The following is a 22,723-nucleotide window of genomic DNA, read 5'->3' on the forward strand; positions in this document are numbered from 1 at the left end:
GATCAATCCGGTGGGGGGGGGGGGGGGGGGGGGGGGGGGGGGGGCCCCCCCCCCCCGGCGGGCGGGGGGGGGGGGGGGGGGGGCCCCTCTCCGCGAGTCCCACTGCCGGCTCCCTTGCGGAGACTCCCCCTCACCCCACCCTCTCCCCGCGTGCGGGGAGAGGGAGTGAAGCACCTTTGCTTCCGTTACATGCCACCACCGGAGACATCGCGTGACGCCCATCATGATCGCTGCCCTTGGATTGCTGATGGTCGGCACCGCGTTCCTGTCGGGGCTGTTCGGCATGGCGGGCGGGCTGATCCTGATCGGCGTGCTGCTGGCCTTGATGCCGCTGCCGACCGCGATGGTGTTGCATGCGATCACGCAGATGGCCTCCAACGGCTGGCGCGCCTTTCTCTGGCGCGCGCATATCCGCTGGCGGCCGGTCGCGAACTATATGGCCGGCGCGGCCGTCGCGCTCGCGGCGTGGTCGCTCACCCGCTATGTGCCGGACAAGCCGGTCGCGCTGCTGCTGCTCGGCGTCACCCCATTCATGGCGCGGCTGCTGCCCGCGAACATCAAGCCGGATCCGGATCGTCTCTGGCAGGGCACCGTCTACGGCACGATCTGCATGGGCCTCATGCTGATGACCGGCGTGTCGGGACCGCTGCTCGACACCTTCTTCCTCGGCGGCGATTTCGGCCGGCGCGAGAAGGTAGCGACCAAGGCGATGTGCCAGCTCGTCAGCCATTTCACCAAGCTGATCTATTTCGGCGGCGTGATCGACCAGGCCGCGACGCTCGATCCCGTGATCGCGGCCGTCGCGATCGCAGCATCCATGCTCGGCACCACGCTGGCGCGGCGCATCCTCGAAGCCATGACCGACCAGCAATTCGTGGCCTGGTCGATGAAGCTGATCACCACCATCGCCTGCTACTATATCGCCTATGGCAGCTGGCTGCTGGTCCGCACGCCCGTGCTGGCAGCCTTCGACAAGGGAGGTTTGCAATGAGCGAGACTGCCGACCCGCTGGTGCTGGACTTTGTCGAATGGGTTGCGCGCGAGCCGCGCGCCTATGCCGAGGTGATCGCGACCTGGAAGACCTCGTGCCCGCGCCTCACCATCTGGGAAGACGCCGCCGACCGCGGCTACGTCGCGCGCGAGACGATTGCCGGCCTCGGGCTGGTCATCGCGGTGACGGAGGACGGCGAGAAGCTGCTGCGCACGAACGGGCGGTAACGCGCCCTTCTGTCTCCACATCGTCATTGCGAGCGCAAGCGAAGCAATCCAGAATGTCTCCGCGGCGGCAGTTTGGATTGCTTCGTCGCAAGAGCTCCTCGCAATGACGGAGCGTGTGGAGGCAGCTCATGTCGCTAAAACTCTTCGAACTCGTCGGCGTCGACGCCTCACGACCGTTCAGCCCGTTCTGCTGGCGCACGCGGATGGCGCTGGCGCACAAGGGCCTTTCCGCGGAAACGCTGCCCTGGCGCTTCACCGAGAAGAGCGCGATCGCGCCGCACGGCTCGGAGAAGGTTCCGGTGCTGTTGCATCACGGCCAGCCGGTGGTCGATTCCTGGACGATCGCGAATTATCTCGAAGACAAGTTTCCGGACCGCCCGTCGCTGTTCGGCGGCGAGGGCGGCCGCGCCATGGCGCGCATGCTCAATGCCTGGGGCGACATCGCCATCGTCGGCGGCATCTTTCCGTTGATCATCGCCGACATTCCGAAGAATCTGGACGAGGTCGACGCCGCCTATTTCCGCCAATCGCGCGAGGCGCGTTTCGGCAAGTGTCTGGAAGAGGTGATGTCAAGCCGCGATGCCGGTGTGGTCGCCTTCCGCAAATCGATCGAGGTGATGCGGCAGACCCTCAAGAAGCAGCCCTTCATCGGCGGGGCCGCACCGAACTATGCCGACCACATCGTGTTCGGTGGTTTTCAATGGGCGCGCGTGACGAGCCCGTTCAAGCTGCTGGAAGCGGACGACCCGGTCTACGCCTGGCGCGAAAAGCTGCTGGATGCGTTCGACGGCATGGCGCGGAGATCGCCGGGGCACGCGGTGTAATTGTCCGAGCCGTCTCTCCTCAACGTCGTCCTGGCGAAAGCCAGGATCCATACCGCGGACTCTATCGATAGCATTCGATAGACGTCCCGAACGACGAGTATTCGCCAAACAGCCCCTTGGGGTAATGGGTCCTGGCTTTCGCCAGGACGACGCGGAGGATTACGCTTGCGCTCCATCCGGGCTACGCATCGCCGCCGCCTCGCGCAAGCAAGCCCGGCACAAGCAATCCTCGCCCTTGACCGGCATCGGCAGCCGCGCTGTTTCTTCCGCGCACCAGCACGCGCCTGAGAGATCGCAACCGAACTCGGCGCCGCAACGGGAGCAGGCGAGGCGGCGCGGTTTCTGCACTGGAATGTCTTGCGGATTTGTCATGATTTGCGCGAAAGCTGTGCTGTCATTTTCATGCCGGGTTCATCTCCCGCTGCGGTATATTATGCCTCGCGCACAGACTCGGAAAGCGGTTGGCAACGCGCGAAGGACATATCGATGGCCCGCGATTCGCAAGCCGCGCTCGTCGCGCTCAACCGTTTCGGCTTCGGCGCCCGCGGCGGCGCATCCGGCGATCTCGTCAACGCGGCCTCCGATCCTCGCGGTTTTGTGAAGGCGGAACTCGCCCGCCCCAACGCTGTGCTGCTGGAGGCGCCGGGCCTGCAATCCACGCCGCAGCTCGGGCAGGCCGTGTTCGCCTATCAGGATCAGGTCAAGCAGGCGCGCGAGGCCGCCGCCAAAGCCGGCGCGCCGACCGAAGCGCCGGCCGATCAGAAGCCAGGACCGCGCCGCAATCTCTCGCTGAACGCCGTGGCAACCGAGATCGCCGGCCAGATGGCCGAGGCCAAACCTACTGACAACAAATCTACTGACAATAAGCCGGCGGACAATATGGCCAAGCCGGACACCATGCAGCCCAACGCGGCCGCATCGGCCGCCGCAAAACCCGCCCCGCAGCCGCTCAACGTCATCCAGAAAACCTTTCGCGCCGAGGCGTTGGCGCGGTTGCAGCGCGCGACCCTGGTCGAGTGCGGCTTCACCGAACGTCTGGTCGTGTTCTGGTCCAACCATTTCTGCATCTCCGCCAGCAAGGGCGAACTGGCGCGGATATGGGCCGGTGCGTTCGAGCGCGAGGCGATCAGGCCGCACGTGCTCGGGCGTTTCGCCGACATGCTGAAAGCAGTGGAGCAGCATCCGGCGATGCTGTTCTTCCTCGACAACCAGCAATCGCTCGGTCCGGACTCGCGCGCGGGCCAGAACCGCAGGCGCGGGCTGAACGAAAATCTCGCGCGCGAGATCATGGAGCTGCATACGCTCGGTGTCGGCGGCGGCTACACGCAGGACGACGTCACCTCGCTCGCGCGCATCATTACCGGCTGGACCTTTGCCGGCCGGCAGGGACAGCTGGGAGCGCCCGGTTCTTTCGTGTTCAACGTCAATGCGCACCAGCCCGGGCCGCAAATGCTGCTCGGCAAGAGCTACGAGCCAACCGGCCTTGCGCAAGGCGAAGCCGCGCTCGCCGACATCGCGCACCATCCCTCGACTGCGAACTTCATCGCCACCAAATTCGTCCGCCACTTCGTTGCGGACGATCCGCCGCCGGCGCTGGTGGCGCGATTGCGCGATGTCTTCATCAAGACCGACGGCGATCTCAAGGCGCTTGCAACGGCACTGGTCGATTCCGACGAGGCGTGGAAGGCGCCGCTGACGAAGATGCGGAGTCCCTATGATTTCCTGGTCGCGAGCGGCCGGCTGCTCGCGCGCGTGCCGGAGGATCCCGGCGCCTATCTCAACAACCTCAATCTGCTGGGCCAGCCGCTGTGGTCGCCGGCCGGCCCGAATGGTTTCGCCGATACCAGCGCCGCCTGGGCTGCGCCCGAAGGCATCAAGCTCCGGCTCGACATTGCCGCGCAAATGGGCGCGCGGCTCGGGCCCAACATCGACCCGCTCGATTTGTTGGAATTTGCCGCCGCAGATGCGGCCTCGATCGAAACGCGGCGCACCATCGAGCGCGCGGAGTCGCGGCAGCAGGCGCTGGCGCTGCTGTTGATGTCGCCGGAAATGCAGAGGAGATGATGATGATCGACTGCGTCGAGAACCGGCTCCTCACCTCGCGCCGCAGCCTCCTGCTCGGCGGCGCCTCCTTCGCGGCCTGGGCTTATTTGCCGAAAATTGCCCGCGCGGCCGACGGTCGCGATCCCCGGCTGATCGTGGTGATCCTGCGCGGTGCGCTTGACGGACTCTCGACCGTCGCGCCGGTCGGCGATCCCGACTATGCCGGCCTGCACGGGGCGATCGCGCTGACGGCGGACGGCGCCCATCCCGCGATAATGCTCGATACTTTCTTTGCGCTGCATCCGGCGATGCCCGAGTTCGCACGCATGTATCGCGATAGGCACGCCGCGGTGGTCCACGCGGTGGCGACGCCCTATCGCGACCGCTCGCATTTCGACGGCCAGGACGTGCTCGAAAGCGGCTATGCCGGGCCCGGTCGCGTGCAATCCGGCTGGCTCAACCGCGCGCTGGAGTCGCTGCCGCGCGGCGAGCGGGTGTCGAGTGCTCTTGCCGTCGGCCCGACCACGCCGCTGGTGCTGCGCGGCAATGCGCCGACCGTCGGCTGGGCGCCGGTGGCGCTGCCGCAAGCCGATGACGACACCGCGATGCGTCTGGTCGAGCTCTATCGTCACCGCGATCCCGCGCTGGCGGCCGTGCTGTCGCAGGGTCTTCAGCTGGAAAAGGCCGCGAGCGGCGCCGACATGAAGCCGAAGCCGGGCAACGCGGTCGCGCAGATGCGTCAGGTCGCGCGCGGCGCCGCCAAACTGATGGCGGCCGACGACGGCCCGCGCATCGCGGCGCTCGCGTTCGATGGTTGGGACACGCACGCCAATGAAGGCGGCCCTGTCGGTCGTCTCGCCTTCCTGCTCGGCGGGCTCGACGGTGCGCTCGCCGAATTCGAAAGCGGCCTCGGCGACCGCTGGCGCGACACCGTCGTCGTGGTCGCCACCGAATTCGGCCGCACCGCGCGCATCAACGGCACCGACGGCACCGATCACGGCACGGGAACGATCGCGCTGCTCGCCGGCGGCGCGGTGAAGGGCGGCCGCGTCATCGCCGACTGGCCCGGCCTCAAGCCCGCCAACCTCTTCGAGGCCCGCGATCTCAAGCCCACCACCGATCTGCGCTCCGTGATCAAGGGCGTGCTGCAGGGCCAGTTCGGCCTGTCGGATCGCGTGCTGGCCGAGACGGTGTTCCCGGATAGTGCAAGCGCACGTCCGATGAAGGGGCTGGTTACTTAGGCTGCGATTCCAGCGGCCGCGCCTTGCGGCGCGTCCCGGAATGACGACATGATCGGCCGAACATCAGGAGATCATCCCCATGTACATCGCCATGAACCGCTTCCGCGTCGCCAAGGGATCTGAATCCGCTTTCGAGCAGGTCTGGCTTTCGCGCGATACCCATTTGGACAAGGTGCCGGGCTTCGTCGAGTTTCATCTGCTGCGTGGCCCCGAGCTCGAGGACCACACGCTGTACGCCTCGCACACGGTGTGGGCGAACCATGCGGCGTTCGAGGCCTGGACCAAATCGGATGCTTTTCGTGCCGCGCATGCGCGGGCCGGCGACACCAAGCCGACCTATCTCGGCCATCCCCAGTTCGAGGGCTTCGAGGTGATGCAGACGGTGGGGCGCGGCGCCAAGTAGCGCGCCACGCCGTAACGATCAGCCCAGCGTGATCTTGTCGATCTCCGCCATCTCCTCCGCACCGAGCTTCCACGCAATCGCCTTCACGTTCTCCTCGACCTGCGCGACGCGGGTGGCGCCGGCAATCACGCTCGATACTTGCGGGCGCGCGGCGAGCCAGGAGAAGGCGAGCTCGAGCATGCTGTGCCCGCGCGCTTTCGCGAAGGCCGTGAGCCTCTCGACGATGTCCTCGTTGCGCGGAGTGACATAGCGGTCGCGTAACGCCGGTACCTTGCCGAAGCGCGTGTCGGTCGGGGCGGTCGCACCGCGCTGGTACTTGCCGGTGAGGAGCCCGCTTGCGAGCGGGAAGAACGGCAGGAGGCCGAGCTCGTACTCCTGTGCGGCCGGCAGCAGGTCCTTTTCAATGTCGCGCACCAGCAGGCTGTATTCGTCCTGGCAGGAGACGAAGCGGCTGACATTCATCGCGCGTGCGGTGAACTCGGCTTCCGCCAGGCGCCAGGCCGGAAAATTGGAATTGCCGATATAGCGCACCTTGCCCTGACGGATGAGATCGTCGAGCGCGCGCAGCGTCTCCTCCATCGGCGTCAGCGGGTCGTAATCGTGCTGCTGATAGAGATCGATGTAGTCGGTCTTGAGCCGCGTCAGGCTCGCCTCGACCGCGTTCATGATGTAGCGGCGCGAAGCGCCCTGCTTGGTTCCGTCCGTCGCCATCGGCTTGGAATATTTGGTGGCGAGCACGATATCCTTGCGGCGGTCGCCGAGCACGGTGCCGAGCACCGTTTCCGAACCGCCCATGCCGGCATAGATGTCGGCGGTGTCGAACAGCGTGATGCCGAGATCGAGCGCGCGATGGATCACCTTGCGCGAGGTCTCCAAATCCGTGCGCTGGCCGAAATTGTTGCAGCCGAGGCCGACCGCAGACACGCGCAGGCCGGAGGCGCCGAGATTACGAATTTCCATGGGAGATCCCTGTCGGAGATTGGCAGGGGCGTATTGTGACTGCGGTGCGCCGCCGCAGCAAGCCGCGCGCCGCGTTGCTGCCATGTCGACAAGGAGCTGCCGACAAGGAACTGCCGACAAAAAAATGCGGCCCCTGTCAGACGCGGCGACTGACGGGGACCGCTTTGGGGCGCTTGATCGGTGACGGGGGCTGACCAGACGCAGCTGCAGCCTAGTCGCGCTATGTTACGCGCGGGTGACAGGCAGAGTTATCCACAGGCGTCGCGATCTCGAGGATCAGAAGATCTTGCGATAGACGATGAACCCGGAACGCTCGGCGACCTTGTCGTACAGGCGCTGCGCCGTCACGTTGGTCTCATGCGTCTGCCAGTACACGCGCGGAGAGCCTGCGAGCTTCGCGCGCTCGTAGACGCCGTGGATCAGCGCCGAGCCGACGCCCTTGCCGCGTGCGGCCTCGGTCGTGAACAGGTCCTGGAGATAGCAGGATGGCTCGATCGCGGTGGTGCTGCGGTGAAACAGATAATTGGTCATCCCGAGCAGGTGGCCGTCGCTCTCGGCGACCAATCCGTGCACCGGCTCATAGGCATCGAAAAAACGCTGCCACGTCACGCGCGTGATTTCGGGCGAGAGCGCGGTCGGACCGGAGCGGCCGTAGAAGGCGTTGTAGCCGTCCCACAGCGGCAGCCATTGTTCGTAGTCCTGCCTGGTGACGGGGCGAATGGTGAGCGACATATGAATTCCCGCGATCGATGAGGCCTCCTTCATACGCGATGATGGATGCGTCGATCAATCAGGACGCCGTCTTGCGGCCATGTTGCGTGGCGAAATCTCAGACCCTCATGGTGAGGAGCGCCGCCTGCGGCGCGTCTCGAACCATAAGGCCGGGCTCTCGCATCACTCCGCGACGCGCAGATACCGGATCAGCTTGCGGCCCGCGGGATCGCGCAGCGAGCGGTAGTAATCGGCACGGGACGGCGCATCGGTGTGGCGCACGAGGTCCGTCACGGGCGTGTAGCTCAGCATGCGCCCGCCATCGGGCAGCGCGGCACAGACGAAGCGCAATACCTCGCCATTGCGCAAGGGGATGTTGATCGGCGTGGCATCGCCGATCCGCACCATCTCCATGCGCTGTGCGATGAAGGTGCCGAGCTCGTCCTCGGGCAATTCGAACGCGCCGGTGTCGCGGCCGTGATACATCAGCGCGATGAACGGCGGCTTGCCGTCGGCGATGTCGTCCGGCACCGCAAAATAATCGCGGAACGCCCGGTTGATGAATTCGGCGCGCGTCTCGGCATCGAGCAGCACGATGCCGATATCGACCTGGTCGAGCGCCGCCGACAGCCGCGCGGCGGTGGCGTGGCTCCGGCGTTCGGCGGCAAACGTGCCGAGCAGCCGCTGGCGCATCAAGCCGGTGATGCCTGCGGTGCCCGCGGCCGTCGCGGCCAGGAGGCCGAGCCGGATCATATCCGCCGTGGTCAGGCCTGCAACGCCGTGCCGGCTGAGGAGCAGCAGTGCTGCGCCGATGACGGCGATGGCTACGCTGGCGACGGCGGAAGCGGGACCCGAGAGCGCGCCGGCGAGCGCCACGATGCAGACGAGCAGCGGCGCGGGCGAGGGAACGGGGACGAAGCGATCGAAAAACATCGTCAGCAGCAAAGTCGCTGCCGTCAGCGCTGGACCGGAGATCGCACGCCATCCCAACCGCATGGGCCTGTTTCGCTCCTCCCTGGACGAGGTAAGGCGGCAACACTGACCGAACATTGCGCCATTGCGATGCGGTTTCGCGCGGTGTGCTTAAGGTGCGCTTTGGTTCATGCGCAAAGCTTTCGGATGATTTTAGACCAAGTGCGCGTGCTTGAGACGTTGTTGCAGCGCGGGCGCGTTCAGCGTCGACGTCCCCTGGCCCTTGCGCGTGCCGACGAAGATCAACAGCGATGCCGCGACCAGGATGGCCGCAGTCAGGGTGATTGCAACGATGACCACAGGTGATTTCATCGAAATCCTGTCGCGATGCCGGTCGGCGCGGGCCACGCGGCGCCTTGAAGGCGGGTCCAGGATGAAGCGGGAATCAGACCGGCAGGCCCATCGCCATGGTCGCCTTGGTCGACAGCACCGTCAGGGTGACGATCAGGCACAGCGAGAGCGCGGCGACGGCGAGCGAGGCCGCGACCGCGTTGGTCAGCCGGGAAGACGAAACGGTAGCGGGTGGGCCCTGAAAGCCTGCCGTGCCGGACGCCCGAATCATGGTCTAAATCCTTCAACGCGCGAGCGAATCACCCGCGACATCGAACAATTTCACTGTTGCAATCGGCAATATTGCGGCGGCCAATCGCGCGAAAATGGCGAGATTGCGGCAATGGTGACCCTTATGCCCGCTGTTCGCCAGAGCGCGATCGCCGCTCAGGCGCCAGCGGCGATGCTGGCGGGGTCCTCGATGTCGGCCGGCCGCCAGTCCATTGCGACGAAGCCGGGGGCCGCTTCCACGCGCTTCAGCCAGTCCCGGATGGCCGGGAAGGTCGAGAGGTCGAAGTCGCAGCGGTCGGCGAGGTGGGTGTAGCCGTACAGCGCGATGTCGGCGACCGTGAGCTGGCGGGCGGCGAAATAGTCGTTGGTCTTGAGGTGATTCTCCATCACCTGGAGCGCGCCATAGCCGCGCTCCATCCAATCCTCCAGCGAATGAGTCTGGAGGTCGCGGCCACCCCTCACCAGCGACAGCCAGAAATAGGCCGCGCCGATGTTCGGCTCCAGCGCGTGCTGCTCGAAGAACATCCATTGCAGCGCGTCGGCGCGATCGATGCGGTTCTCCGGCGCGAGCGGCGTGCCGACGGCGACATACCACAGGATGGCGTTGGACTCGGCGAGATAGCGATCGTCGCCGACCTCGAGCAGCGGCACCTGACCGGATGGGTTCTTGGCCAGGAAGTCCGGGGTGCGGCTCTCGCCGCGCAGAATGTCCACCTCGACCGCTTCGTAAGGCAAGTTCAGCAGCGCCAGCGCAAGGCGGACCTTGTAGCTGTTGCCCGAGCGCTGCATCGAATAGAGCTTGTACATTCTGAGGATGATTCCGGAAGACGGGAGGGCGCGGCGCTTGTTGCCCCGCAACGCGGCTAAACAATGATGCCGATGCGAATCCGCCGCAAGACCCGGCCAATAGAAAAACTCGAAAACCCTACCGCATTGCAATGCGGCGGAAGATCATTTCCGTGCGACCATCCAACTCAGTTCACGCTTGCGTCAACGCACAAGTGCGTTGCTCGACGCGATCGTTTGCGAGAAGCGGCGGTCCCGTTTTGGGCACTGAAGCTTCCGCATTGTCATGGCCCTCGAAGGCGCCAAAATTGCTCCGAGGACACGCCTTGTCGGATATGTGGGATTTGCCTGGCAAAGTTGCGCAATATTGCGGGAAATCGCGGCTTGATGCGCGTCAGACACGTAAACTTTTGCGGGATCGGGCCGAAGTTTCTTGCGGTGCAACGGCACTCGTTTTAGGGTGGCTCATTCCCACAATCGGAGTCGTGAAGCCAAAGGGTTCACGACGCTTGTCAGGAGATGACGATGTCCTTCCTTGCCGCTGCGCTCGACCGTGTGAAGCCGTCCGCGACCATCGCGGTCACGGATAAAGCACGTGCGCTGAAAGCGGCGGGCCGCAACGTCATCGGCTTAGGTGCCGGCGAGCCCGACTTCGACACGCCCGCCAACATCAAGCTGGCCGCGATCCACGCCATCGAAGCCGGCAAGACCAAGTACACCGCGGTCGACGGCATTCCCGAGTTGAAGGAAGCCATCATCGCCAAGTTTCAGCGCGAGAACGGCGTCGTCTACAAGGCGAACCAGATCATCGTCGGCACCGGCGGCAAGCAGGTGCTCTACAACGCGCTGATGGCAACCATGAATCCGGGCGACGAGGTGATCATCCCCGCGCCGTACTGGGTCAGCTATCCCGAGATGGTGGCGCTCGCCGGCGGCGAGCCGGTGCCGGTGGTCTGCACCGCCGCGACCGGCTTCAAGCTCCAGGCCGAGGCGCTCGAGCGCGCGATCACGCCGAAGACCAAATGGGTGATCCTGTGCTCGCCGTCGAACCCGACCGGAGCTGCCTACACCAGGACCGAGCTGAAGGCGCTGACCGACGTGCTCGTGAAGCATCCGCACGTCTGGGTCATGACCGACGACATGTACGAGCATCTCGTCTATGACGACTTCCAGTTCACCACGGTCGCGCAGGTCGAGCCGAAACTCTACGACCGCACGCTCACCGTGAACGGCGTGTCGAAGGCCTATTGCATGACCGGCTGGCGTATCGGCTATGCTGGCGGCCCGGCGCAGCTCATCAAGGCGATGTCGACGATCCAGTCGCAGTCGACCTCGAACCCGTCGTCGATCGCGCAATGGGCCGCGGTTGAGGCGCTGAACGGTCCGCAGGACTTCATCCCCGCCAACAACAAGGTCTTCAAGGAGCGCCGCGACCTCGTCGTCTCCATGCTGAATCAGGCCAAGGGCATCGAATGCCCGCGGCCCGAGGGCGCTTTCTACGTCTATCCGTCCTGCGCCGGCACCATCGGCAAGACCGCGCCGTCGGGCAAGGTGATCGACAATGACGAGACGTTCGTCACCGAACTGCTGGAGACCGAAGGCGTCGCCGTGGTGCAGGGCTCGGCCTTCGGCCTCGGCCCGGCATTCCGCATCTCCTACGCGACCAAGACCTCGGACCTCGAAGATGCGTGCAAGCGCATCCAGCGCTTCTGCGGCAATCTTCGGTAAGGCTATCGCCGCAGTGCAAATTGGAAGGGCCCGCTTCGCGCGGGCCTTTTTTATGCGTGCTTCGATGAGTGAAGTTGGATGGACGAATGCTTGGGCCGATGCTGTGCCATGCCCCTCACCCGGATCGCTCAGGCGCGCACTTGCGCGCCAAAGCGATCCGACCTCTCCCCGCAAAAGAGCGGGGAGAGGTTTAAGTAACGCCTGGCCGTTGTTCATCGTAAGGGGCGCGCCGACCTCTCACTCCCTCGCCCCGTTCTTACGGGGAGAGGGTGGGGTGAGGGGCTCCCTCCGCGAGTTCGGTTTTGGACGTGTTCGTTCTGGCACGCACAGAACTCTTGTGGCATAGACCATCGCGCATCACGGGTAGGGCGCTCTCTCTGCTCGCATCACATTCATCGCCGGAGATATTCATGCGCCGTTCACTCCTCCTCGCCGGGCTTGCCGTTGCGAGCCTCGTTGCCTCCGTTGCGGGCGCCGGCGCGCAGTCCCGGATGGTGCAGGTGGGCGTGCTCGAATGCCGCGGCGGTGCCAGCGTCGGCTTCATCGTGGGATCGGTGACCCATCTCGGCTGCGTGCTGCGCGTCGATGGTTTGCCGGACGACCGTTACGTCGCGACGATTCGCAAGGTGGGCCTCGACCTCGGCATCACCCAGGAAACGGCACTCGCCTGGGGCGTGTTCGCGCCGGTGAACCGGCTCGGACCGGGCGATCTCGCCGGCACCTATGCCGGCGCGCAAGGCAGCGCCTCGGTCGGTGTCGGCCTCGGCGGCAACGTGCTGGTCGGCGGCTCCAACAATTCGATCGCGCTCCAGCCGCTCAGCGTGCAGGGCCAGGTCGGCCTCAACGTCGCAGCCGGCCTCGAGAGTCTGGAACTCCGCCCGGGCCGTTAACAACCCCGTGTGCGAATCGCGTCGCTCCGACGCGATTCCGGCAACGACGCACCGCAGCGACGTTTGATGCTTGCCAAATCTCGGGGACGGGCAGAGCATCGGCGTTTGCCGACCCAATCATGGGCCGAGCTCCACACCAAGGAGGCGGCGAATGGGACAAGACGTCAGAAGTCCCCGAGGTCCACGGTGCATCGCGCTGGTGGGCCCTTTCCAAAGCGGTAAAACCACACTTCTCGAAGCGATCATGGCACGAACCGGCGCAATCCCGCGAGCCGGCAGCGTCGATGCCGGAACCTCCGTCGGCGACGCCACGCCAGAGGCCCGTCATCACAAGATGACCGTCGGGCTGACTGCCGTCACCACCAGTTTCATGGGCGACAGCTACACCTTCCTCGATTGTCCCGGTTCCGTCGAATTTGCCCACGACATGCGCGCCGCGCTGCCTGCGGTCGATGCCGCGATCGTGGTCTGCGAAGCCGACGAGAAGAAGCTGCCGCAGCTTCAGATCATTCTGCGCGAGCTGGAGGAGCTGAAGATTCCGCGCTTCCTGTTCCTCAACAAGATCGACCGCGCCAACAAGCGCATCCGCGAGACGCTCGAGATGCTGCAGCCCGCCTCGCGCGTGCCGCTGGTGTTGCGCCAGATCCCGATCTGGAAGGACGAGTTGATCGAGGGCTTCGTCGATCTCGCGCTGGAGCGCGCGTTCATTTACCGCGAGCACAAGGCCTCCGAAGTGGTCGCGCTCCAAGGCGGCGATCTCGATCGCGAGAAGGAGGCCCGCTTCTCGATGCTGGAGAAGCTCGCCGATCACGACGATGCGCTGATGGAGCAGCTGCTCGAGGACATCCAGCCGCCGCGCGATGCCGTGTTCGACGATCTCGCGCGCGAATTGCGCGACGGGCTGATCTGCCCCGTGCTGCTCGGCGCCGCCGCACGCGAAAACGGCGTGCTGCGTTTGATGAAAGCGTTGCGCCACGAGGCGCCCGGTATCGCGGAGACCGCAAAACGTCTCGGCGTTCCCGAGACCAGGGACGCCCTCGGCTTCGTCTTCAAGACGCTGCATTCGCAGCACGGCGGAAAGCTGTCGCTGACACGGATGCTCGCCGGCCATCTCGACGACGGTGCCACGCTGCAATCCTCCTCCGGCGGAGCCAGCCGCATCTCCGGCATCCTCGCCGTCACCGGGGCCTACGACACCAAGCGTGCCGCGGCGGAAGCCGGCGACACGGTGGCGCTCGCCAAGCTCGACCCGATCAAGACCGGCGATACGGTCTCGAACGGCAAGGCCCCGCCGGCAGCGCTCGTCGCCGTTGAGCCCACTCCGCCGGTGCTCGCGATCTCGGTTGCGGCCACCGACCGCAAGGACGACGTCAAGCTCGGCCAGGCGCTGATGCGGCTGCACGAGGAGGATCCCTCGCTCGTCTTCGTGATGAACGCGCAGACCCACGACACCGTGCTTTGGGGGCAGGGCGAGATGCATTTGCGCGTCGCGAGCGAGCGGCTACGCGATCGTTTCGGCGTCAAGGTCGCCTCGCATCCCCCCGCGATCGGCTATCAGGAAACCATCCGCAAGCCGATCGTCCAGCGCGGCCGCCACAAGAAGCAGTCCGGCGGCCATGGCCAGTTCGGCGATGTCGTGCTCGACATCAGGCCGCTGCCGCGCGGCGAGGGCTTCAAGTTCGCCGAGAAGGTGGTTGGCGGCGCGGTGCCGCGCAACTACATCGGCGCGGTGGAAGAGGGCGTCGTCGATGGGCTCGCCCGCGGCCCGCTCGGTTTCCCGGTCACCGATTTGCAGGTGACGCTGACCGACGGCTCCTATCACAGCGTCGATTCCTCCGACCTCGCCTTCCGCACCGCGGCGCGGGTCGGGCTCAACGAAGGCCTGCCGCTATGCCAGTCTGTGTTGCTGGAGCCGATCCACGTGGTCGAGATCGTCTGCCCGACCGACGCTACCGCCAAGATCAACGCGATCCTGTCGGCGCGACGCGGCCAGATCCTCGGCTTCGACACCCGCGACGGCTGGAGCGGATGGGACTGCGTCCGCGCCATGATGCCGGAAGCCGAGATCGGCGAATTGATCGTCGAATTGCGCTCGGCCACGGCAGGCGCCGGCAGCTTCACCCGCCAGTTCGACCACATGGCCGAAGTCACGGGGCGCGCCGCCGACCAGATCATCGCAGCGCATCAGCACGCGGCGTGATCGGTCTGCCGAAGTAAGGGACGCATCACTCTCTCGCACCCTCTCCCCGTTCTTTACGGGGAGAGGGTGGGGTGAGGGGCTGCGCCCTCCCACGCCTGATCGTGAGCGCAGCAAGGCTCTAACTCCGTCATCCTGAGGTGCGAGTTGCGCAGTGGATTTGCACTGCGCGGCGAGCCTCGAAGGATGTGCGGCCCCGTTGCTGCAGCCGGGCCGTCGCCCTTCGAGGGCCGCTAAAGAAGCGGCCACCTCAGGGTGACGGTCAGGGAACAAGTGCTCGCTATGGCAGAGGGGCGGACGGGCCCGCGGGAGGCCCCCCTTGCGCTTTCTCGGGTATGATGTATTTTACATCATTGTGCATGCTCCAGACATCACTTATAATCGTTCATACGTGAGGCCAAGGTGATCACGTCGTTCCAGATGCGGGCAGCGCGCGCGCTGCTCGGCATTGACCAGAGGGCCTTGGCGGAGCTTGCAGGCGTATCGCTGCCGACCATTCAGCGGATGGAGGCGAGCACCGGCAACGTTCGCGGCGTGGTCGAGACCTTGATGAAGGTGGTCGAAGCCTTTGATCGGGCCGGCGTCGAGCTGATCGGCGAGCAGGCGCGCAGCGAAGGCGGCGGACGTGGCGTTCGGCTCAAGGAGCCGGGGCCGCCGCGGCGGGTGGGAGCATGATCCCGCAATGATCATGCTCGGGAGCAGACTTAACTAACGCACCGTCGCGCCCCGATACGCGGCCGCACGATGCATCGGAGCGTCGTGGGCAGCGGAGCATTTTGCTGAAATGAGCATTACAGGCGAACACGCAGGCAAGCTGCACCAGCTTCGTCGGCCGACCTTTACCGAACTGTATCTGCCAAAGCTCGTCACCGTGTGGCGTGAGGGCTATGGCTGGTCGGATTTCCGCGCCGATGTGTTCGCGGGCCTTACGGTCGCGATCGTCGCGCTGCCGCTGTCGATGGCGATCGCGATCGCCTCGGGCGTGACGCCGGATCGCGGCCTCTACACCGCTGTTGTCGGCGGCTTCATTGCGTCACTGCTCGGCGGCAGCCGGTTCCAGATCGGCGGTCCCGCCGGCGCCTTCATTGTGCTGGTTGCGGCGACCGCCGACCGTCACGGGGTCGACGGCGTGATCCTGGCCACGCTGATGGCGGGCCTGTTCCTGATCGCTGCGGGCTTCCTGCGGATCGGCACCTATATCAAGTTCATTCCGTATCCGGTGACGGTCGGCTTCACGGCCGGCATCGCCGTCATCATCTTCGCCAGCCAGCTGCGCGATCTCGGCGGGATCACGCTCCTCGCGAAGGAGCCGAGCGAATTCGTTCCGAAACTCGTCGCGCTCGCCGGCGGCCTGCACACCGTCAATCCGTCGGCCGTCGCGGTCGCGATCGTCAGCATCGCCATCATCGCCGGCCTGCGGCGCTGGCGCCCGTCCTGGCCGGGCATCCTGATCGCGGTCGTGCTCGCGGCGGTCGCATGTGCCGTGCTGTCGCTGCCGGTCGAGACCGTCGGATCGCGCTTCGGCGGCATCCCGCGCGAACTGCCCTCGCCGGCCTTGCCTGCGTTCTCGCTCGCGAAGGCGACCGCCGTGCTGCCCGATGCGATCTCCTTCGCGCTGCTCGCGGCCATCGAATCGCTGCTGTCGGCGGTGGTGGCCGACGGCATGACCGGACGCCGTCACCGCTCCAATTGCGAGCTGGTGGCGCAAGGCGCTGCCAATGTCGGCGCGGCGCTGTTCGGCGGCATCTGCGTCACGGGGCTGATCGCGCGCACCGCGACCAACATCCGCGCCGGCGCGCGGGGGCCGCTCGCGGGCATGCTGCATTCGGTCTTCCTGCTGCTGTTCATGCTGATCGCAGCGCCGCTCGCGAGCTACATCCCGCTGGCCGCGCTCGCCGCCGTGCTCGTCGTCGTGGCCTGGACCATGGCGGAGAAGCACGAATTCGCGACGCTGCTGCGCTCGTCGTGGGGCGATGCCGTCGTGCTGCTCGCAACGTTCCTGCTCACCATCTTCCGCGATCTGACCGAAGGCATTCTGGTCGGCTTCGCGCTTGGCGCGGTCCTGTTCATCCATCGCATGGCGGAAATGACCGGCATCGAGGAACGTTCGCCGCTGGTCGCCGCCGATCGTCCCGATGACGATAATGGCGGGCGCGTGCCTTACGACCCCGCGCTCGCGGTGGATCGCGACGTGCTGGTCTATCGCATCACCGGTGCGTTCTTCTTCGGCGCGGCCTCGGCGATCGGCAGCGTGCTCGACGGCATCGCCGGCAAGCGCAAGGGGCTTGTGGTCGATTTCGCCGACGTGCCGTTCCTGGATTCGACCGCGGCCAACGTGCTCGGCCGCGTCGCCGCCAAGGCCCACCGCCAGGGTATCCGGCTGTTCATCACGGGGGCATCGCCAACGGTTCGCCGCGCGCTGCTCACCCACGGCGTCACGCCGCCACGCGCGCGCTATCGCGAGACCATCGCGCGTGCGGTCGCCGACATCAAGGGCGGTGCGGCGCACCCCGCGGCCAGTGAGGCGGGCACGACCTGACGTCGAGCCTCTTCCGATCCGGCCCGCGCGCTTGACAGCGCCTGCGGGACGCGAAATGGATCGCCTCCGAAACGATCCCAGGGGAGGACGACCGTGACCAAGGCTCCCGCAGCCTGTCTGATTGGATGGCCGGCTGCGCATTCGCGCTCGCCGCTGATCCATCGTTACTGGCTGCGCACGCTCGGGATCGAGGGCGGCTATGTCATCGAGGCGGTTCCACCGGATAATTTGCGCGACTTCGTGTTGCGGCTGTCGCTGCGCGGCTTCGTCGGCGCCAACGTCACCATCCCCCACAAGGAGGGCGTGCTTGAGCTTTCGACGCCCGATGCCCGCGCGCGAGCTGTCGGTGCGGCCAACACGCTGTGGTTTGCTGACGGCGAGCTGCGCTCGACCAACACAGACGTCGAAGGCTTTATCGGCAATCTCGATGCCAGCGCGCCCGGCTGGGACGCAGCCAGCGAGGCGCTGGTGCTCGGCGCCGGCGGCTCCGCGCGCGCCATCGTGTTCGGGTTGCTCGAACGCGGCATCAGCTGCGTGCATCTCGCCAATCGCACCATCGGCCGGGCCGAGATGCTTGCAAGGCAGTTCGGGCCGAAGGTGCATCCTGTTGCCTGGGACGACATCGACGACGTCCTGCCGCGCGCAAAACTTCTCGTGAACACGACCTCGCTCGGCATGCACGGTCAGCCTTCACTCGACCTTGAAGTGGCGCGCCTGCCGGATGGTGCCGTGGTCGCCGATCTCGTCTATGTCCCGTTGGTGACGCCGCTGCTCGCGGCCGCAAAGGCGCGCGGGCTGAAGACCGCCGACGGGCTCGGCATGCTGCTGCATCAGGCGGTCCGCGGCTTCGAGCTGTGGTTTGGCCAGCGACCGCAGGTCACGGCCGAGCTGCGTGCGCTGGTCGAGGCCGATCTCACAAAGACTTGAGAGAATAGCGCGTAATCTCCGGAGTTCTATGTCCGTAAGGGGACAATAGGGACAATCGGAGACCATCATGTCTGTTCAACGTGCAACTTTCACACGTCCGCTCATCGCCGTCGCGATGGTGGTCGTCTCGACCCTCTCGGCACTTGCGCAAAGGGCGCCGGTGCCGACGCGCGTGCGCGGCACGATCGAAAGCGTCAACGGTGACACGATGCAGGTCAAGGCGCGCAGCGGCGAGGATGTCAAGCTGCACATCGCCTCCGACGTGAACGTGTCGGGCATTACCAGGATTTCACTTGCCGACATCAAGCCCGGCTCCTTCGTCGGCGCCACCACCGTGCCGGGACCGGACGGCGGCGCGAACGCGGTCGAGGTCCACGTGTTTCCGGAGAGCATGCGCGGCACCGGCGAGGGCTCGCGCCCCTACGACCTCAAGCCCAACTCCAGCATGACCAATGCGACCGTCGCGGAGAGCGTGGTCGGCAATGACGGCCATACGCTGCTGGTCAAGTACAAGGACGGCGAGAAGAAGGTGTTCGTCGCCGACAATACGCCGGTGGTGACCTTCGTGCCCGGCGACAAATCCGATCTCAAGGCCGGCGCCAAGGTGATCGCCTTCATGAAGCAGCTGCCGGACGGCTCGTTCGAAACCAACCGCGTCAGCGTCGGCCGCGACGGCCTGACGCCGCCGATGTGAGCGGAGAATAACAACATGTCGAAGAGAACCTGGATATCACGTATTGGCGCGGCCGCATTCGCCGCCTGCATCGTTACGTCATCCGCCCTGGCGCAGCAGACGCCGACGGTCCGCATCCGCGGCGCCATCGAGAGTGTCGACGGCAACACGCTCGGCATCAAGACCCGCGAAGGCAGCGACGTGAAGGTGCGCATGACCGACAACGTCGCCGTGTTCGCGGTGGTGAAGACGTCGTTGTCGGAGATCAAGGACGGCTCCTATATCGGCGTCACCGGCCTGCCCGAGCCTGACGGCACCCAGAAGGCGATCGCGGTGCACATCTTCCCCGAAAACCAGCGCGGCGCGGCCGAAGGTTTTCGTCCCTGGGACGCGCGCGCCAACTCGACCATGACCAACGCCACCGTGACGCAGACGGTGAAGGGCACCGGCGGCCAGAACATCACGGTCAAGTACAAGGACGGCGAGAAGAAAGTCGTGGTGCCCCCGGACACGCCGATCGTCACCTTCGTCGCCAGCGACAAATCCGAGCTCAAGCCGGGAGCCAAGCTGATCATTTTCGGTGCGGTGAAGAAGGACGATGGTTCGCTGGAAGCCAACCGCGTCAACGTCGGCAGGGATGGGGTGACGCCGCCGATGTGAGGCGAGAAAAATAGAGCGCAACTGCCGCAACAAATTCCACTGTCGTCCCGGACAAGCGTAAGCGCAGATCCGGGACCCATAACCACAGGGAGAAGTTGTTGCGCGATGCAGGTTGCTCCGAGTCCCCCGTAACCACGCTTGCCTGTGGTTATGGGTCCCGGATCAGCGCTCCGCTTCGCTGCGCTTGTCCGGGACGACAGCTGTTATTGCAGCTGCATCCCGGTAGGCGCTCACATCGCGATGATATGTTCGTCGATCTCGTCAATCCTGTTGACGCCGCACAGGCCCATGGTGGTGAGCAGCTCCTTCTGGATGATGTCGATCGCCTTGGCGACGCCGGCCTGGCCGCCGGCGCCGAGGCCGTAGGCGTAGGCGCGGCCGATCATGCAGGACTTTGCGCCGAGCGCGAGCGCGCGCATCACGTCCTGGCCGGAGCGGATGCCGCCGTCGAACATGATCTCCATCCTGTCACCGACCGCCTCGGCGATCTCGGGCAGCACCTCGATGGATGACGGCGCGCCGTCGAGCTGACGGCCGCCATGGTTCGACACGACGAGGGCCTGCGCGCCGGTCTTGGCGGCTTCCTCGGCGTCCTCGACGTCCAGAATGCCCTTGATGATCAGCTTGCCCGGCCAGATGCTGCGGACCCATTCGACGTCCTTCCAGTTCAGGGACGTATCGAACTGCGAGGCCGTCCACTCGGCGAGGCGATTGAGGTCCCCGGTGTTCTTCACATGGCCGGCGATGTTGCCGAAGGTGCGACGCTTGCCTTGCAGCACGCCGGAGACCCAGGTGGGCTTGCTGGCGAAATCCAACAGCTTCGAGAGCGACCATTCCGGCGGCACCGTCATGCCGTTCTTGATGTCGGCGTGGCGCTGGCCGATCACTTGCAGGTCAACGGTCAGCACCAGCGCGGAGCATTTCGCCGCGATCGCGCGCTGGATCAATTCCTTGATGAAGCCGCGGTCTTTCATCACGTAGAGCTGGAACCAGAACGGCTTCTCGACACTGGCCGCGATGTCCTCGATCGAGCAGATCGACATCGTCGACTGCGTGAACGGGATACCGGCGGCTTGCGCGGCGCGGCAGGCATGGATCTCACCATCGCCATGCTGCATGCCGAGCAGGCCCACCGGCGCGAGTATCAGCGGCATGGTCGAGGGCTCGCCGAGGATCGTGGTGGAAGTGTCGCGTTTGGAGACGTCGACCAGGATGCGCTGGCGGAACTTGATCGCCTGCATGTCTTCGCGGTTGGCGCGCAGCGTTTCCTCGGCGTAGGAGCCGCGGTCGCAATAATCGAAGAAGGCCTTCGGCACGCGGCGCTGATGCAGTGTGCGAAGATCGTCGATACAGGTGATGTGCTTCATGAACGTTTCCCCGGCCCGTCTCGTACTGGAAGAGTCTTGCATCGGAGGACTCTTGCATCGGAAGATCGAGGGGTCATCTAGCATGGTTGGATGCAGAGCCAAATCGTTTGCAAATCCTTTGTGGAGAGGAGGGCGCCATGACCAGGCCGCACACCGGACCGACGCCGGAGGAGATCAAGGAGAAGCATGATCTCGAGGACGCGCTGGAGGAAGGTCTGGAAGAGACCTTTCCGGGCTCCGATCCCGTCAATGTCACCCAGCCGGCGCCGAGCCGCGCCGACGGCCATGTGAAGCGCTCGGACTAGGCGCGGTTCCGCCCTGTTCCGGCGTCCTCGCTGGAAATATAACGTTAACAGCACCTTACCGGCACCGGGGTACGCCCGGTTCCGTAATGATTCATCATATTTTTTGAAGCCAAGTTAGCCGCGATGGCTTTATAAGACCTCAGCAAATCAGGGATGCGGGTCCCGCCAGGGCATCCGCAGGTTGTATTGGGGATCCCTGGTTGTCGCGTGGGGGACGAGATGAGCCGCAAATATTTCGGGACGGACGGGATCCGGGGCCGCGCCAACGGACTGATCACGCCGGAGCTCGCGCTCAAGGTCGGCCAGGCCGCAGGCCTGGCGTTTCAGCGCGGTGACCATCGCCACAGGGTCGTGATCGGCAAGGACACCCGTCTGTCCGGCTACATGATCGAATACGCCATGGTGGCGGGCTTCACCTCGGTCGGCATGGATGTGCTGCTGGTCGGCCCGATGCCGACGCCGGCGGTCGCGATGCTGACCAAGTCGATGCGCGCCGATCTCGGCGTGATGATCTCCGCGTCGCACAATCTGTTCGAGGACAACGGCATCAAGCTGTTCGGCCCGCAGGGATTCAAGCTCTCCGACGATGTCGAGAAGCAGATCGAGCAGCTGCTCGACGAGCCTATCGACAAGCGTCTCGCCCAGAGCGCCAGTCTCGGCCGCGCCCGCCGCATCGACGGCGTGCATGACCGCTACATCGAATTCGCCAAGCGCACGCTGCCGCGCGATCTGTCGCTCGACGGCTTGCGCGTCGTGGTCGATTGCGCCAATGGCGCCGCCTACAAGGTGGTGCCGGAAGCGCTGTGGGAGCTGGGTGCCGACGTGATTCCGATCGGCGTCGAGCCCGACGGCTTCAATATCAACAAGGAATGCGGCTCCACCTCGCCCGAAGCGCTGTCGAAGAAGGTCCGCGAGATGCGCGCCGACATCGGCATCGCGCTCGACGGTGACGCCGATCGCGTCATCCTGGTCGACGAGCGCGGCCACGTCGTCGACGGCGACCAGCTGCTCGCGGTGATCGCGCAGAGCTGGAAGGAAGACGGCCGGCTGTCGCGATCCGGCATCGTCGCCACCGTGATGTCGAATCTCGGGCTCGAGCGCTTCCTCAATGCGCAGGGACTCGATCTCGTGCGCACGCCGGTCGGCGATCGCTACGTGCTCGAGCAGATGCTGAACGGCGGCTACAATCTCGGTGGCGAGCAGTCCGGCCACATCATCCTGTCCGACTACGCCACCACCGGCGACGGCTTCGTTGCCGCATTGCAGGTGCTGGCCGTGGTGCAGAAGCTACGCCGTCCGGTGTCGGAAGTCTGCCATCGTTTCGATCCGCTGCCGCAGATCCTGAAGAACGTCCGTCACAAGGGCGGCAAGCCGCTCGACAATTCCGACGTCAAGTCGGCGATCTCCGACGGCGAGCAGCGGCTCAACGGCCACGGCCGCCTGCTGATCCGCTCCTCCGGCACCGAGCCGGTGATCCGCGTCATGGGCGAGGGCGAGGATCGCATCCTGGTCGAGGACGTCGTCGATACCATCGTCTCCGCGCTCGGGCAGGCCGCGGCCTGAGGCGCTACGCGAGAACGATCGTAGCCCGGATGGAGCGCAGCGAAATCCGGGAATCCTGCAACAAGCGAACGGCCCCGGATTGCGCTTCGCTCCATCCGGGCTACGAACTCCCGCAAGGGATGGAGCGAAGCGCATCCCAGCCATGGGGGTTTGGC

General features: G+C 65.5%; 24 protein-coding genes. 16 read left to right on the top strand and 8 right to left on the bottom strand.

From position 1 onward, the window contains the following. The first annotated feature begins 211 nt into the window (after positions 1-211). From AC0L2J_RS10375 to AC0L2J_RS10385, 3 genes are all read left to right on the top strand, one after another. Positions 212-991: a TSUP family transporter gene (locus AC0L2J_RS10375; protein WP_473389061.1), complete on the top strand. Its 780-nt coding sequence runs from the start codon at positions 212-214 to the stop codon at positions 989-991. Then, positions 988-1,218, top strand: a complete 231-nt coding sequence (locus AC0L2J_RS10380) for a hypothetical protein (protein ID WP_473389062.1) — start codon at positions 988-990, stop codon at positions 1,216-1,218. The genes AC0L2J_RS10375 and AC0L2J_RS10380 overlap by 4 nt, the downstream gene beginning before the upstream one ends. A 128-nt stretch (positions 1,219-1,346) precedes the next feature. Next, positions 1,347-2,042, top strand: a complete 696-nt coding sequence (locus AC0L2J_RS10385) for a glutathione S-transferase family protein (protein WP_473389063.1) — start codon at positions 1,347-1,349, stop codon at positions 2,040-2,042. Positions 2,043-2,201: 159 nt separating this feature from the next. On the opposite strand, the gene AC0L2J_RS10390 is transcribed toward AC0L2J_RS10385, so the two are convergent. Beyond that, positions 2,202-2,414 carry a cysteine-rich CWC family protein gene (locus AC0L2J_RS10390; protein ID WP_473389064.1) on the bottom strand — a complete coding sequence of 71 codons (213 nt, stop codon included), beginning with the start codon at positions 2,412-2,414 and terminating at the stop codon, positions 2,202-2,204. Between the two features lie 114 nt (positions 2,415-2,528). On the opposite strand from AC0L2J_RS10390, the gene AC0L2J_RS10395 reads away from it, so the two are divergent. The 3 genes from AC0L2J_RS10395 to hmuQ all read left to right on the top strand — a co-directional run bounded on the left by AC0L2J_RS10395 (position 2,529) and on the right by hmuQ (position 5,729). Beyond that, the gene (locus AC0L2J_RS10395; RefSeq protein WP_473389065.1) at positions 2,529-4,106 is read left to right on the top strand and encodes a DUF1800 domain-containing protein; all 1,578 of its coding nucleotides are present in this window, start codon (positions 2,529-2,531) and stop codon (positions 4,104-4,106) included. 2 nt (positions 4,107-4,108) lie between these two features. Further along, positions 4,109-5,326 carry a DUF1501 domain-containing protein gene (locus AC0L2J_RS10400; protein ID WP_473389421.1) on the top strand — a complete coding sequence of 406 codons (1,218 nt, stop codon included), beginning with the start codon at positions 4,109-4,111 and terminating at the stop codon, positions 5,324-5,326. A 79-nt stretch (positions 5,327-5,405) separates the two neighbouring features. After that, complete coding sequence (gene hmuQ, locus AC0L2J_RS10405; protein ID WP_446481865.1) at positions 5,406-5,729, top strand: heme-degrading protein HmuQ; 324 nt, start codon at positions 5,406-5,408, stop codon at positions 5,727-5,729. An 18-nt stretch (positions 5,730-5,747) separates the two neighbouring features. On the opposite strand, the gene AC0L2J_RS10410 is transcribed toward hmuQ, so the two are convergent. The 6 genes from AC0L2J_RS10410 to AC0L2J_RS10435 form a co-directional block, all read right to left on the bottom strand. Next, positions 5,748-6,689, bottom strand: coding sequence for an aldo/keto reductase (locus AC0L2J_RS10410; RefSeq protein ID WP_473389068.1), 942 nt, complete (start codon positions 6,687-6,689; stop codon positions 5,748-5,750). Positions 6,690-6,965: 276 nt separating this feature from the next. Next, positions 6,966-7,421: a GNAT family N-acetyltransferase gene (locus tag AC0L2J_RS10415; RefSeq protein ID WP_473389072.1), complete on the bottom strand. Its 456-nt coding sequence runs from the start codon at positions 7,419-7,421 to the stop codon at positions 6,966-6,968. A gap of 162 nt (positions 7,422-7,583) precedes the next feature. Then, positions 7,584-8,396, bottom strand: a complete 813-nt coding sequence (locus tag AC0L2J_RS10420; protein ID WP_473389076.1) for a PAS-domain containing protein — start codon at positions 8,394-8,396, stop codon at positions 7,584-7,586. 129 nt (positions 8,397-8,525) lie between these two features. Then, entirely contained in the window at positions 8,526-8,684 is a 159-nt protein-coding gene (locus tag AC0L2J_RS10425) for a hypothetical protein (RefSeq protein WP_007596748.1), read from the bottom strand. A 73-nt stretch (positions 8,685-8,757) separates the two neighbouring features. Beyond that, positions 8,758-8,934, bottom strand: a complete 177-nt coding sequence (locus tag AC0L2J_RS10430; protein ID WP_007614766.1) for a hypothetical protein — start codon at positions 8,932-8,934, stop codon at positions 8,758-8,760. Positions 8,935-9,089: 155 nt separating this feature from the next. Then, positions 9,090-9,740: a glutathione S-transferase family protein gene (locus AC0L2J_RS10435; protein ID WP_007614765.1), complete on the bottom strand. Its 651-nt coding sequence runs from the start codon at positions 9,738-9,740 to the stop codon at positions 9,090-9,092. Between the two features lie 504 nt (positions 9,741-10,244). On the opposite strand from AC0L2J_RS10435, the gene AC0L2J_RS10440 reads away from it, so the two are divergent. The 8 genes from AC0L2J_RS10440 (at position 10,245) to AC0L2J_RS10475 (ending at position 19,333) form a co-directional block, all read left to right on the top strand. After that, positions 10,245-11,447, top strand: coding sequence for a pyridoxal phosphate-dependent aminotransferase (locus AC0L2J_RS10440; RefSeq protein ID WP_007614764.1), 1,203 nt, complete (start codon positions 10,245-10,247; stop codon positions 11,445-11,447). 410 nt (positions 11,448-11,857) lie between these two features. Further along, entirely contained in the window at positions 11,858-12,337 is a 480-nt protein-coding gene (locus tag AC0L2J_RS10445; RefSeq protein ID WP_007614763.1) for a DUF992 domain-containing protein, read from the top strand. A 151-nt stretch (positions 12,338-12,488) separates the two neighbouring features. Next, entirely contained in the window at positions 12,489-14,537 is a 2,049-nt protein-coding gene (locus AC0L2J_RS10450; protein WP_063993914.1) for an elongation factor G, read from the top strand. 399 nt (positions 14,538-14,936) lie between these two features. Then, on the top strand, positions 14,937-15,209 hold the full coding sequence (locus tag AC0L2J_RS10455; protein WP_007614761.1) for a helix-turn-helix domain-containing protein: 273 nt from the start codon (positions 14,937-14,939) through the stop codon (positions 15,207-15,209). 109 nt (positions 15,210-15,318) lie between these two features. Beyond that, positions 15,319-17,073, top strand: coding sequence for a SulP family inorganic anion transporter (locus AC0L2J_RS10460; protein ID WP_473389084.1), 1,755 nt, complete (start codon positions 15,319-15,321; stop codon positions 17,071-17,073). Between the two features lie 93 nt (positions 17,074-17,166). After that, the gene (locus AC0L2J_RS10465; RefSeq protein WP_473389088.1) at positions 17,167-18,000 is read left to right on the top strand and encodes a shikimate dehydrogenase; all 834 of its coding nucleotides are present in this window, start codon (positions 17,167-17,169) and stop codon (positions 17,998-18,000) included. Positions 18,001-18,067: 67 nt separating this feature from the next. Continuing rightward, positions 18,068-18,694 (top strand): hypothetical protein, encoded by a 627-nt coding sequence (locus tag AC0L2J_RS10470; protein ID WP_473389092.1) that lies wholly within the window; start codon positions 18,068-18,070, stop codon positions 18,692-18,694. A 15-nt stretch (positions 18,695-18,709) separates the two neighbouring features. Then, entirely contained in the window at positions 18,710-19,333 is a 624-nt protein-coding gene (locus AC0L2J_RS10475) for a single stranded DNA-binding domain-containing protein (RefSeq protein ID WP_473389096.1), read from the top strand. 230 nt (positions 19,334-19,563) lie between these two features. Here the strand turns inward: AC0L2J_RS10475 and AC0L2J_RS10480 are convergent, their stop codons facing one another. Continuing rightward, positions 19,564-20,700, bottom strand: coding sequence for an alpha-hydroxy acid oxidase (locus AC0L2J_RS10480; RefSeq protein WP_063993910.1), 1,137 nt, complete (start codon positions 20,698-20,700; stop codon positions 19,564-19,566). 137 nt (positions 20,701-20,837) lie between these two features. Here AC0L2J_RS10480 and AC0L2J_RS10485 point away from each other — a divergent pair, with 137 nt between their 5' ends. Together AC0L2J_RS10485 and glmM are read left to right on the top strand one after the other, a co-directional pair. Beyond that, positions 20,838-21,005, top strand: coding sequence for a hypothetical protein (locus AC0L2J_RS10485; RefSeq protein WP_007614753.1), 168 nt, complete (start codon positions 20,838-20,840; stop codon positions 21,003-21,005). Positions 21,006-21,224: 219 nt separating this feature from the next. Continuing rightward, positions 21,225-22,568: a phosphoglucosamine mutase gene (glmM, locus tag AC0L2J_RS10490; RefSeq protein WP_007614751.1), complete on the top strand. Its 1,344-nt coding sequence runs from the start codon at positions 21,225-21,227 to the stop codon at positions 22,566-22,568. The last annotated feature ends 155 nt before the right edge of the window (positions 22,569-22,723 follow it).

The organism is Bradyrhizobium sp. MV1.5 (genome assembly GCF_055807615.1).

Excerpts from the sequence above, each read along its gene's own strand:
- glmM (WP_007614751.1), top strand. The coding sequence starts at position 21,225 with ATGAGCCGCAAATATTTCGGGACGGACGGGATCCGGGGCCGCGCCAAC.
- AC0L2J_RS10390 (WP_473389064.1), bottom strand. The coding sequence starts at position 2,414 with ATGACAAATCCGCAAGACATTCCAGTGCAGAAACCGCGCCGCCTCGCC.
- AC0L2J_RS10460 (WP_473389084.1), top strand. The coding sequence starts at position 15,319 with ATGAGCATTACAGGCGAACACGCAGGCAAGCTGCACCAGCTTCGTCGG.
- AC0L2J_RS10475 (WP_473389096.1), top strand. The coding sequence starts at position 18,710 with ATGTCGAAGAGAACCTGGATATCACGTATTGGCGCGGCCGCATTCGCC.
- AC0L2J_RS10430 (WP_007614766.1), bottom strand. The coding sequence starts at position 8,934 with ATGATTCGGGCGTCCGGCACGGCAGGCTTTCAGGGCCCACCCGCTACC.
- AC0L2J_RS10435 (WP_007614765.1), bottom strand. The coding sequence starts at position 9,740 with ATGTACAAGCTCTATTCGATGCAGCGCTCGGGCAACAGCTACAAGGTC.
- AC0L2J_RS10410 (WP_473389068.1), bottom strand. The coding sequence starts at position 6,689 with ATGGAAATTCGTAATCTCGGCGCCTCCGGCCTGCGCGTGTCTGCGGTC.
- AC0L2J_RS10480 (WP_063993910.1), bottom strand. The coding sequence starts at position 20,700 with ATGAAGCACATCACCTGTATCGACGATCTTCGCACACTGCATCAGCGC.
- AC0L2J_RS10470 (WP_473389092.1), top strand. The coding sequence starts at position 18,068 with ATGTCTGTTCAACGTGCAACTTTCACACGTCCGCTCATCGCCGTCGCG.
- AC0L2J_RS10425 (WP_007596748.1), bottom strand. The coding sequence starts at position 8,684 with ATGAAATCACCTGTGGTCATCGTTGCAATCACCCTGACTGCGGCCATC.
- AC0L2J_RS10440 (WP_007614764.1), top strand. The coding sequence starts at position 10,245 with ATGTCCTTCCTTGCCGCTGCGCTCGACCGTGTGAAGCCGTCCGCGACC.
- AC0L2J_RS10400 (WP_473389421.1), top strand. The coding sequence starts at position 4,109 with ATGATCGACTGCGTCGAGAACCGGCTCCTCACCTCGCGCCGCAGCCTC.
- AC0L2J_RS10380 (WP_473389062.1), top strand. The coding sequence starts at position 988 with ATGAGCGAGACTGCCGACCCGCTGGTGCTGGACTTTGTCGAATGGGTT.
- AC0L2J_RS10415 (WP_473389072.1), bottom strand. The coding sequence starts at position 7,421 with ATGTCGCTCACCATTCGCCCCGTCACCAGGCAGGACTACGAACAATGG.
- AC0L2J_RS10485 (WP_007614753.1), top strand. The coding sequence starts at position 20,838 with ATGACCAGGCCGCACACCGGACCGACGCCGGAGGAGATCAAGGAGAAG.
- AC0L2J_RS10395 (WP_473389065.1), top strand. The coding sequence starts at position 2,529 with ATGGCCCGCGATTCGCAAGCCGCGCTCGTCGCGCTCAACCGTTTCGGC.
- AC0L2J_RS10420 (WP_473389076.1), bottom strand. The coding sequence starts at position 8,396 with ATGCGGTTGGGATGGCGTGCGATCTCCGGTCCAGCGCTGACGGCAGCG.
- AC0L2J_RS10445 (WP_007614763.1), top strand. The coding sequence starts at position 11,858 with ATGCGCCGTTCACTCCTCCTCGCCGGGCTTGCCGTTGCGAGCCTCGTT.
- hmuQ (WP_446481865.1), top strand. The coding sequence starts at position 5,406 with ATGTACATCGCCATGAACCGCTTCCGCGTCGCCAAGGGATCTGAATCC.
- AC0L2J_RS10385 (WP_473389063.1), top strand. The coding sequence starts at position 1,347 with ATGTCGCTAAAACTCTTCGAACTCGTCGGCGTCGACGCCTCACGACCG.
- AC0L2J_RS10450 (WP_063993914.1), top strand. The coding sequence starts at position 12,489 with ATGGGACAAGACGTCAGAAGTCCCCGAGGTCCACGGTGCATCGCGCTG.